Source organism: Verrucomicrobiota bacterium (genome assembly GCA_016871535.1).
Lineage (GTDB): Bacteria > Verrucomicrobiota > Verrucomicrobiia > Limisphaerales > SIBE01 > VHCZ01.
The window spans coordinates 1-10,626 of sequence record VHCZ01000217.1; the positions used below are offsets into that span (position 1 = coordinate 1).

At 60.4% G+C, this 10,626-nt stretch carries 11 protein-coding genes; 4 read left to right on the forward strand and 7 right to left on the reverse strand.

Translation table 11 applies throughout. The features are described from left to right. Window positions 1-341: 341 nt before the first annotated feature. Entirely contained in the window at window positions 342-1,163 is an 822-nt protein-coding gene (locus FJ398_21390; GenBank protein ID MBM3840468.1) for an RNA methyltransferase, read from the forward strand. Next, entirely contained in the window at window positions 1,163-1,876 is a 714-nt protein-coding gene (locus FJ398_21395) for a DUF3568 family protein (GenBank protein MBM3840469.1), read from the forward strand. Before FJ398_21390 ends, FJ398_21395 begins: the two co-directional genes overlap by 1 nt. On the opposite strand, the gene FJ398_21400 is transcribed toward FJ398_21395, so the two are convergent. The 3 genes from FJ398_21400 to FJ398_21410 are packed head-to-tail and all read right to left on the reverse strand — an operon-like array spanning window position 1,856 to window position 4,038. Beyond that, window positions 1,856-3,343 (reverse strand): amino acid permease, encoded by a 1,488-nt coding sequence (locus tag FJ398_21400; protein MBM3840470.1) that lies wholly within the window; start codon window positions 3,341-3,343, stop codon window positions 1,856-1,858. The genes FJ398_21395 and FJ398_21400 overlap by 21 nt on opposite strands. A 16-nt stretch (window positions 3,344-3,359) precedes the next feature. Then, entirely contained in the window at window positions 3,360-3,770 is a 411-nt protein-coding gene (locus FJ398_21405) for a HEPN domain-containing protein (GenBank protein MBM3840471.1), read from the reverse strand. Beyond that, on the reverse strand, window positions 3,754-4,038 hold the full coding sequence (locus FJ398_21410; protein MBM3840472.1) for a nucleotidyltransferase domain-containing protein: 285 nt from the start codon (window positions 4,036-4,038) through the stop codon (window positions 3,754-3,756). Before FJ398_21410 ends, FJ398_21405 begins: the two co-directional genes overlap by 17 nt. Here FJ398_21410 and FJ398_21415 point away from each other — a divergent pair. After that, window positions 4,037-5,500 carry an MFS transporter gene (locus tag FJ398_21415; protein ID MBM3840473.1) on the forward strand — a complete coding sequence of 488 codons (1,464 nt, stop codon included), beginning with the start codon at window positions 4,037-4,039 and terminating at the stop codon, window positions 5,498-5,500. The two genes, FJ398_21410 and FJ398_21415, sit on opposite strands and share 2 nt — an antisense overlap. Window positions 5,501-5,539: 39 nt before the next feature. Here the strand turns inward: FJ398_21415 and FJ398_21420 are convergent, their stop codons facing one another. From FJ398_21420 to FJ398_21430, 3 genes are all read right to left on the reverse strand, one after another. Next, window positions 5,540-5,719 (reverse strand): hypothetical protein, encoded by a 180-nt coding sequence (locus FJ398_21420; protein ID MBM3840474.1) that lies wholly within the window; start codon window positions 5,717-5,719, stop codon window positions 5,540-5,542. 172 nt (window positions 5,720-5,891) lie between these two features. Continuing rightward, window positions 5,892-7,052 (reverse strand): iron-containing alcohol dehydrogenase, encoded by a 1,161-nt coding sequence (locus FJ398_21425; GenBank protein MBM3840475.1) that lies wholly within the window; start codon window positions 7,050-7,052, stop codon window positions 5,892-5,894. Window positions 7,053-7,382: 330 nt separating this feature from the next. After that, window positions 7,383-8,291: a hypothetical protein gene (locus FJ398_21430; GenBank protein ID MBM3840476.1), complete on the reverse strand. Its 909-nt coding sequence runs from the start codon at window positions 8,289-8,291 to the stop codon at window positions 7,383-7,385. Window positions 8,292-8,770: 479 nt separating this feature from the next. Here FJ398_21430 and FJ398_21435 point away from each other — a divergent pair, with 479 nt between their 5' ends. Further along, on the forward strand, window positions 8,771-10,135 hold the full coding sequence (locus tag FJ398_21435) for a hypothetical protein (GenBank protein MBM3840477.1): 1,365 nt from the start codon (window positions 8,771-8,773) through the stop codon (window positions 10,133-10,135). Here FJ398_21435 and FJ398_21440 read toward each other — a convergent pair. Then, window positions 10,044-10,448, reverse strand: a complete 405-nt coding sequence (locus FJ398_21440) for a DUF4338 domain-containing protein (protein ID MBM3840478.1) — start codon at window positions 10,446-10,448, stop codon at window positions 10,044-10,046. The two genes, FJ398_21435 and FJ398_21440, sit on opposite strands and share 92 nt — an antisense overlap. Window positions 10,449-10,626: the final 178 nt, after the last annotated feature.

Below are 10,626 nucleotides of genomic sequence, written 5' to 3' on the forward strand. Positions count from 1 at the left end.
GGCGCCTGGCCGGCTGCGGCGTTGCTCGTCGGTCACAGCCCCAAAACGGGGATGCTCCCTCCTCGCGCCTTGCATCCGGCCAGGCGGCGCTCCCGCCAAAACCGGAAGTTATTTTTGCACAGACCCTAAGGGGACTTTCCAGTCCCCAGCGTCGCAGTTCGCGAAACGGAGCTGGAAAGCTCCGTGAACTCGCAGGCTCGAAAGCCCTGCGCCACTTCAAAAGAGAATTGCTGGTCGAACGGCTCGCCGGGACGGACTCGCCCCGTCGGGTCTTGATCTCCGTCGAGAATCTTGCAAGCCGGGCTTGTCTGAAATCCGCGCTGCCTCCATAACTCAGCGCCATGTTCCGCGTGCAAACGATCGACAACCTGGAGCACCCTGATCTTTGGCCTTACCGCAACATGCGCCAGCAAGTGGACCATCACCGGCAAGGCATTTTTGTCGCGGAAGGCGAGAAAGTCGTGCGCCGCTTGCTGGCCAGCCCACTCACGGTCATTTCGGCGCTCTTTCCGCCCAAGTGGCTGGACACTTTCAAGCCGCTGCTGCGGGACCGTTCCGAGGACACTCAAGTTTTCCTGGCCGAGAAGACCGTTTTGCAGGACCTGACCGGCTTTTCGATGTATCAAGGGGTGTTGGCTCTGGCGCGCGTTCCGGCTTCCGTGCCGTTGAATGAGATGTTGAAGCGCGCCAAGCGGCCGTACTTGTTCGCCGCCGTGGATGGACTGTCCAGCGCCGAGAACCTCGGCGGCTTGGTGCGCAACTGCGTGGCGTTCGGGGTTCACGCTCTTCTGGTCGGTGAAACGTCCGCCAGTCCATACCTGCGGCGTGCGGTGCGCAGTTCGATGGGAACCATTTTTCAATTGCCCGTGGTGGAGGTCGCTTGTCTGGCGGACGCGATTCAAGAATTGCGGTCGCGAGCGGTTCACTGCGTGGCGGCGCATCCGCACACGGACCGGCAGGCATTATCGGAAGCCGATTTTCGCGGCGACTGCTGCATGGTCTTCGGCAGCGAAGGACACGGCCTTTCTCCCCGCGTGCTTGAGGCCTGCCACGAACCGGTGGCCATCCCGATGGCCCCGGGCGTGGACTCCTTGAACGTGTGCAGCGCGTCCGCCGTAGTTCTCTACGAGGCGAACCGGCAAAGAGGAACTCGGCGCGGCTGATGCAGCGACGCGTCAAAGCGCTATATACTGTGCAGATCGTGGGATTGACGACAGATCGACCGGAGAACCGCAGCGCAGATTTTCAATCTGCGGTATCGCCGATTTCCAATCGGCAGGGCGCCGGCAAGTCCCAGCGTGCTCGGACTGGGAGACGCCCCGCAGAACACAATTCTGCGATACGGCAGAGTGCAACTCTGCGCTACGAGCTTTGTCGTCCCTCCCGCGGACCAAGCAGTGCCTATGGCGAGTTGACCTTGTCACCGGCCGGCGGCGGGGGAGCCAAGCTGGGACTGAAATGTCCTTTGGGGAGACGGCCACGTGAAGTTCAGCACCGCGCCCGCAGCGTTCGACGTCAAATTGTGGGGAGGCGCCGGGGGCAATCCTTCCGATCAGACTCCGGGCGACAATCCCACCAAGTGCCGAACGATCGTGAGCTTTCTGCGGCCGTGACAAACTCACTTATTTATGCCCATGATAGGACTTGGACCGCGACGCAGGACGCCATCTCGGATCTCGAATTCAAGGTTTCCACCCAGCAGAAAGACGCCCTGGCGGCCAAGTTGAGCGCGCGCGGCGCCGGGGACAAAAAGATCCAGGTTGATCTGAAACGGTTGTCGGACAAAGAACTGAAATCCGAGTCCGAGTTGGAACGTTCGGCGACGAATCAATTTCCCGTCAGGTGCTTGAGAAGATTAAGAAGCGGCTTTGATTGAGCCTGTTGAAATCTGAGGCGGGCCTTTGAAGCGCTTCCGTTCGAGTCCGAACCAGACGATCAGCAGCAACGCAACCGCGCCCCCCACGATCCCCACCGCCTGTTGGTTGGGCGGCTGCATCCCGATCACGATCAGACCCACGCAGCCCAGCGTCGAAACTACGGCCAGAGGCCGATACCAACGCCCCAGTTGCCACGGACCCATCCGCGTCCAGGTGCGTCCGTGCGCGAAGAATCCCGCCGCGACGGGCAAGACGTACGAGATGTAGAGGAAAATGACGCACACGGCCGCGATCGTCGTGTATGGCACAAGAATCGTGAACAACGCCGCGGAAGTCGCGGAGGCCCAGACTGCGACCGACGGCGACTTCGATCGCGGATTCACGGCGCGCAACCATTGCGACCAGGGCAAGCCGCCGTCGCGCGCGAACGCATAGGTCATGCGCGAAGCGGACGTCAAGGCCGCCAGGCCACACAGATACTGCGCCGCCACGATTCCGGCGAGCAACGTCCAGGCCAGCCACGCGGGCAGGACGGACTTCAGGGTCCAGGGCACGACTTCGGCGGCTTTGTTCACGCCCTCGCGCACGTCCGGCATCGCGAGCAGAATCGCGCAGATCATCACCCAGCCAAACACGCCGGAAACCCAGACGGACCGGATGATCCCTTTCGGCACGTTGTGCGCCGCGCCGACCGTTTCCTCCGAAGTGTGCGCCGAGGCGTCGAACCCGGTAATCGTGTAAGCCGGCAAAAGGAAGCCGAGCGCAAAAAGCCAAACTAGGCTCTCTTGTTTGGGAAAGACCGCCGCCGCTTCTGGCAACCCGCTGAAGTTGGCGAAAGTCCAGAGCCGCGCCCAATCGAGATTCGGAGTGCATGCCACCAAGGCAACCGTCAGCACGGAGGCCACGATCAGAATCAAATAACCGCTTAGATCGGTCAACCGCGTCGTTAAGTGAATGCCATAATGGTTCAGCAGTCCTTGCGACAGCGTCATCAGAACCACGACAATCGTTTTCACGGTCGCCGCGGACTCCGCCGGTGGCGCCACGCCAAACGCCGCCGTCGCGAAGTCGTACGTGCCGGCGTTGATCGCGGCGAGCGCGCTGACAATGCCGGCCAGGTTGAACCAGGCGGTAATCCAGCCGTAGGCGCGTCCGCCCAAAATGCTGCCCCAGTGGTAAAGTCCGCCCGCCGTCGGGAAAGCCGAAGCCACCTGCCCCATGGTCAAGGCGACGACGATTGAGAACAAACAGACGAGCGGCCAGCCCAGCCCAATGCTCGCCCCGCCCGCGCTGCAGAGGCCGACATGAAACGACGTGATGCCACCGGCCAGGATGCAAATGATCGAGAGCGAAATGGCGAAATTCGAGAAACCGCTCATCCGGCGGGCCAGCTCCTGGCGATACCCCAGCTCCTGCAAGAGCCGTTCGTCGTCGCTGACAAGGTTATCTCGCCCGTGGGTCGTCATCACGCGTTGTCTGACGCTAGCTCCCCGCGGAAGGCAACCGAGATTGGATCACAAAAAGCAGCCGCGAGACGCTCTCGATTTGTTGCCGCAGCGTCGGCCAATCCGGATCCTCCAGGTCGAAGCCGGGATAGCGGTCGATAAAATACAGTTCTCCCAAGGCATCGCACAAAGGCTCAGCAACCCCCACCAGATCGGAGGCTTGGGCTTTGAGATGATCCAGAAGCTTTTCGAGATCGTGAGTTTTTTCGAGACTCCAGCCGTTTCGGATGAGTTCCGCCTTGATCATCTTTTCCAGGACCTCTGCCAACTTGCTTCGACACAATTGGTAACCGACCTGTCGCTCACAAATCAGGCGCAAGGCTTCGAGATACGATTCGGCGATCCAGAGCCAGTCCGCTGGATTGTTGGAGTCAGTTTTCCGTGGCAAGGAGGATTCCTTCGCTTAAGACCGAGTGAAAGAAGTGATCGTGGCGGAAACGTTTCTCGGCCAGGCGAGCAGGCGTGATGGGGATAAGCGTAAAGGCAGGCTTTGAGTGGATTTCGCGGATCGCGCGCCGGAAGCCTCGCGCAGTTTGCAACTGCTGCTCAGCTCCATCGGCAACCAAACACAAATCCACGTCGCTGTCTGGTCGCGCTTCGCCTCGCGCGTGGGAGCCAAAGAGGTACACAGCCTGCAGCGGCGTCACGCGATTCATGGCTTCCAGGCACCTCGCAAGCGTGTCTCGCTGGCTGCGCAAGGTTCCGGGCAAGTTGTCCAGCAGGAGCTGCACGGCTGAAAATTATGATTTCCGCCTTGGTTCGACAAGCCTTGTGTGGACTTCGTCGGGCGGGCCTGCAATCACTCGGAGATGCAGCCCGTTTCGTGTCGTCATGGGGATTCGCATTGCCAGCCTGGACACGCTTCTGTTATGGACACGCCAACTCATGCACCCGCGCCTCGTTCCCCGTTTGTCCGTTTTCATGTTTGTCCAATATTTGATCTGGGGATCCTGGTATGTGGCCATGAGCAGTTATTTGCTCGGCACGCTCAACTTCACTGGCGCTCAGACGGGGCTGGCTTACAGCGCGTTCGCCATTGGCGCCATGATTTCGCCGTTCCTCACGGGGTTGCTCGCCGACCGCTGGTTTGCCACGGAGAAGATGATTGCCGTGTTCAACCTGCTCGGCGCCGCGCTGCTCTTCCTCCTCTCGAAACTCACAACGTTCGGCGCGTTTTTCCCCGTGCTGATCGCCTACTGCGTGCTCTACGTCCCGACGCTGTCTCTCGGCAATTCCCTCGCGTTCCACCATCTGGAGAATCCCGATAAAGAATTCCCGCGCGTAAAAATCTGGTCGGCGTTCGGCTGGATCGTCGCCGGCCTGATCATCAGCCGGTTGAACGCCGAGAGAAGCCCGCTGCAATTCGTCGTCGCGGCAATCATCTCGCTCGCGTTAGGACTTTACTCGTTTACTTTGCCGCACACGCCGCCTAAGAACGTCGGCCAGAAAGTCAGCGCAGGACAAATGCTCGGCCTGGAAGCGCTGGCGTTGTTCCGGCGTCCTTCTTTCGCCATCTTCGTTCTCTGCACGTTTCTCATCTGCATCCCGCTCTATTTCTATTTCGTGATGATGATCACTTATCTCGGCCAGCTTGGCTGGACGAATCCGGCGGCGAAGATGACGCTGGCGCAGGTGTCGGACATGGTTTTCCTGGCGCTGTTGCCTTGGTTCCTGCGCAAGCTCGGCTACAAGAAAACGCTTCTGCTCGGCATGCTCGCCTGGCTGACGCGTTACGTGCTCATGGCTTATGGAAATATCCCCGGCGCGCTCGGCACGGCGATGCTCTACGGCGCGATCATCCTCCACGGCATTTGCTACGACTTCCTGTTCATCACCGGGCAAATGTATGTCGATGACCAGGCCAACGAACGGATTCGCGGCGCGGCGCAAGGGTTGATCGCGTTTGTGCTCTGGGGCGTCGGCGCGTTCGTAGGCACGAACCTGGCGGGTCGCGTGATGGACGCGCACAAACTGCCGCTCGCGCTTGGCGCGATCACACACGACTGGCGCGGCATCTGGGTGATCCCGGCGGCGCTGGCTGCGGGCGTGATCGTTCTCTTCGCGGCGGCCTTTCGGGAGGGGCGGAAGGCCATCTCTCGGAACGGCAGTGATTACTGACTCCAAACGTCGCGATGTTCCATTCGGGTTGGCCGTTCCTCATGCTGGAGCAGACAGCTTGGGTTCAACATTCTTCCTTCCCCTGACGGTAGGGCGAGCCTGTCCCCAGCGAACCGAGTCGGACGTGTTCCACGCGCGTCGAGCGGCTCGCCGGGACGGACTCGCCCTACCGCGTTCATGGGCCGAGTGCAGGTCCGAAAGGAACAGGGAACTTTCCATGAACCGAATCGCCGAAAGAAACGAAAGGAGGCGAAAAAGGTTTTCTTTCGGCCTCGTTCGTTCTTTTCGGCTAATTCCACAAATCGTTACCGCTGCAGGGTGGCAGCATCTGGATGCGGCCAGATCCATCGCCTTCGCAACAATTCGCGGAATTCGCGTTTCCTTCAGCCAATCACAAAACATCCAGATAAAGCTGTCTGAAATCTTCCTTCGTCACTGCTACAGCGTTGGTTTTGTGGCAAGGGTCATCGAATGCCTGGGCGACGAGGGCCTCGAGTTGCTCCGGTTTCACGCTGTGCTCGCGCAATTTCGTGTTCAAGCCAAGGCCCGCCAGAAATTCAGCGATGAATTCGATCGTGAGCCGGTCGGCTTCTACGCCCGGCACTTTCATCAGATCCATTCCGCAAGCAATGCCGACGCGGCGGTAAAGGCCGTGCCAGCGCGCCGCGCAGAACTTCATCCCCGCCACCAGGCACAGCGCGTTGGCCAATCCGTGGTGCATCCCGCAAAGCGTCGAGAGCGGATGCGCCATCGAATGGACCACACCGAGGTCCTTCTGAAACGCGACCGCGCCCATCGCCGCCGCGACGAGCATTTTGCCGCGCGCATCCAGATTATCGCCATCGCGATACGCGCGCGGCAGCGCCTCGACAATGAGCCGGACGCCTTCCAGCGCGATGCCGTCGCACATCGGATGAAAGGCCGGACACGTAAAACTTTCGATGCAGTGCGTGAGCGCGTCGGCGCCGGTGGCGGCCGTCAACTTGGGAGGCAAGCCACGCGTCAATTCCGGATCGAGGATCACCAGCCGCGCCAGCAGTTGGGGATGGAAAATCACGGCCTTGCGTTTGGTGGCGTCGAGCGTGATGACCGAGCTCCGGCCGACTTCGCTCCCAGTCCCGGCCGTCGTGGGAATGGCGATGAACGGCGCCAGGCCAGACCAGTCGCTTTCCTCGTAGAACTTAGCGAGATTGAACCCGGGGCGCTTGACCAGGACGCGCGCGGCTTTGCCCACGTCCAGCGGGCTGCCTCCGCCAATGGCGATGATGCCGTCGCAGGCGTGGCGCTGAAAAGCGTCCGCGGCTTCGCGGACATCGTTCTCGATCGGATTCGGGTGAACGCCGGAGTAAAGGAACCACTGGCGCCCTTGCTCATTTGCGCCCAACGTCGAAACCAGCGATTGGAACGCATCGGTCTTCAGCAATCCGTCGTCGGTGACGACGAGGGGACGGCGAAGACCGGTTTGTGCGAGCCGTGCTGGCAATTCCTGCAACGCGCCTGCGCCGAACAGGGTAGGGGTGGGGAATGAGAACGTAGTCAGGGAGGAAGACATAGCTCAGAGCCATCGCATGCGAGTTTGGAAACTGTTGGAGCTTTCGGTTCGACCTGCCACGCGGCAGGCAGAAAAAGAACAGAAAGACATCAACGGCGTGGACGCTCGCAATCCTTGATCCGCTTGGCAACCTCATTCCTCGATGCGTCTCTCACGGAGAGCGAAATCCGCGCAAAAAGTTTGTTCCGTACGGAACAAACTTTTTGTCACATCGCGGCTTCGTCGGCCAGAGACGTTTTATCGAATCATGTTCGCTGAATCGAAAAGACGATCGGCAGCGCCACGCATTAGGGACGCTGCCGATCGCGGAGGACTATGCCGGGAAATCCCCTAAAAACGGTAGGTGATGCTGCTTGTAATCAGATAGTCGGCGAACGCGGCGTCTCCGGCGCGCCCTTGATAATTCCGCTGCCGGTTTCGATAGAGCGCGACCGGCGTGGACAGATTGAGCGAGGTCTTTTTGTAAGCCCAGGTCAAGCCAGGCTCGATTGAGGCCGCGAATCCGGGTCGTCTTGCGCCCTGGCTTTCTCCAAACGCGTCTTCCGGTGGCACGCCTTCCACGCGGCCACCGAGGCTCAAGGCGAGGCCCTTGGACGGCCACAGCGCATAGCTCAAACCCCCGCGCAGAATGTAGGAATCCCAAATGGAGTTGCCGATCGCATTCGTGTTCTGCGGATTGATCAGATACGTCCCGTTCATGTAGGCGAAAGTGTTCTTGAAGACCTTCTGGAACGCTTGAAAATCCACGAGCACGCCCAAGCCGCCGTCTCCTGGTTGGATTGAGTTGTCCACGTACGACAATTCCGGACCGGTGGCCCGGAACCGATAGTCGGTGGCTTTGTAGTCGCCGGTCGGCGCTTTGATCCCCACGCCCAGCCCCAGGTTGCCATGGGGGTTGTTGTCGGGCGAGAAAACCCAATAATTGCCCATCAGCCGAACATCCGAAAGACCGCCCGCCTGCATGTGATGGCGATTGGTTCGGTCGTGTTCGTAGAGCGAGGACCGGTCGGCGTGAACAAAGGGCACGGTGAGCGCGAGGGAAAAGCGCTTCGTGACGGCGTAGGTCGCGGTGAGATCAAACGTGTGCACGCGATTGATGACTTCCGACCCTTGCCCCAATCGCTGCTTCTGCTCGACCTCACCCACGAAGTGCCGATCCGAGTGCAGCCACCGATAAGCAAGGGAAGCTTGCCAGTCACCCTTTTCCAGGTAGCTGAACGATTCGCCATGCGCACTCAAACTGAGCGTGCCACATCGCACCGCCACTCACCCTTGTCCCAGGGCGTCGGTCTTGAAGCCGACGATCCCCAGGAGCAGAGCAAAAGCTGACAAAAGGCCTTTGGCGCGGATTGACTCTGTTGCTTTGGTTACTGCGAACATAGCTGTTTGTTGCGCCAATTCTGCCAAAGAATGGGGAGAAGCCTACGGTTTTGGGGCGATTTGCTTGGGTCCAGGGGCGAGTTGCGGACTGCGCCTTGCCAGTTGAGACCGCGGTGATAAGTTTGAGGGTGCTCCACTTTGCCTGTTGCGTGGTGCTCGTGTCTATGAATTCCGCATGCCGCTTCCTTAAAGCCTGTCTGAAAAATGGGTAGAACGGGCTACCAGCCCGTTTTTGGCTGCAACCTGCCGTCAAAAGGCCCGGCGGGCTGGTAGCCCGCCGCAACAGGCCGGTGGACTGTTCCACTCAGAAGACAGTTTTCAGACAGGCTCTTAAGTTGATGCTCATGGGGTGGCTGCTGGTCTCGCCCTGGCCTGACTTTCTTGGAGCAGACTTGCCGCCGGCGTTGAAAGCGGCTCGGAGCGGCGGCCTGATCGAGCTTTCCTGGGAAGACACGCCAGGGAGGGATTATTTGCTGGAGGTCGCGGACGGACTGGAGCCGAACTCGAATTGGTGGCCCGCGCGACGATCTGCTCAACTTGAGCTTGGCCGGCGCTCGGTTCGGATCACGCCTGGGCGCGGCAACCGCTATTTTCGGCTCAGAACGAACGATTACACGGCTTCGCTTCAAACGGTGCTGGGCGACGTGGCGGCGAACCAGACGGGCGTCGTCCTTCCGCACGAGCATATTTTCACCGACTTGCGCGGACCAACCGTCCCCAGCTACGCGCAGGCGGATATCGAAGACGTGGTGCGGGTCATGAAACCTCGCCTGGTCGAAGCGAAGGAGGCTGGCGTGGGCGTGCTCGTCGAATGCTCCAGCATCGGCGTCGGACGCAACGTGCCGGCGATCCTGCGCCTGGCCGTCGAATCGGGTTTGCCGGTCATCGTCCCCACGGGCGTGTATGGCCGGGCCAATTTCGCGCCGCCGGCTCACCCCGCCATGACGGAGGCCGATCTGACAGCCCTCTTCACGCGAGAGATTCGCGAAGGCCTCGAGGGCACAACCACCCGAGCCGGATTCATCAAGATTTCCACAAGCGACTCCCGATTGACCGCATTGGAGGAAAAATTCCTGCGCACTGCGGGCCGCGCCGCCCTGGCGACCGGCGCGGTGGTTGCGAGTCACACGGCGGCCGGCAGCGTCGCGCGCCGCCAGACCGACATTCTGGAATCAATCAGCCCGTCGATTCGGTTCATCTGGGTGCACGCCCAGGCCGAGCGCAACCGGGCATTTCATCGAGAACTGGCGGCACGCGGGGTGTTCATCGAGTTCGATTCTTTCGGATGGAATCCCAGCGAGGACAGCACGTTGATCGCAGCCATTAAGGAATTGATCGCCGCCGGATTTGGAGATTGTGTCCTGCTTTCCCACGACGCCGGCTGGTACCAGCCGGGCCAACCGAATGGCGGAACACAGAAACCTTACACCTATCTAGCCCGTGTTTGCGACGAAATTCCGGAAGGTCGGCCTGGACGGCTTCCATCAAACTGCGGATTTGCTGCACCTTGGCCGTACATCGGACCCGCACCGCCGCTTCCACTTTGGCCCATGCGGCAGGCAATTGTGGCGCGCGCAACTTCCCGCACGCTTTCTTGGTCAGTTCCCGAACTCAAACCTGTTTGGGCGCGTCGTTCTTCTCGTAAAAATCGTCGGCATCGCGCTTCCAACCGGCCGTTTTGCCCAGGTGCGACCAACCGCTAACTTTGTAAGCCGTGCCTGGGTAGTAGCGGGGGTCAACGAACGTCTCCACCAGGGCGAGGGGATGTCCCCAGCGTTGCTGCCAGTCCTCCGAGAGTCGGGCCAACATCAACTTCATGAAGCGGCTGATGAGATTGTAGTAGTGGCAGTCGGGCATGACCAGCAGGCGGGAATTGTTAGCCAAAAGCGGCAGCCGGCGCCGGCACTGTTCAGGAGTCCAGCCAATGAACTGATCTCGGTCTTTGATGTGGAAGGCGGCCGAGCTCCAAGTCGCCACGGCCAGCCACTGCCCTTTGTAGAATGTCCCGAAAAAAATGCCAACCCTCGTATCTCCAAACGGCTACCGAGGAGGAACGACGCGCCCTACCCGCCCTTTCCCGAAGGAGACAAGCGCCGCTTCGGCTACAGCCGGGACAAACGATCGGATTGCGTGCAGGTGATCCTCGCGCTGATCGTCACACCCGAAGGTTATCCGCTGGCCTACGAAGTGTTGG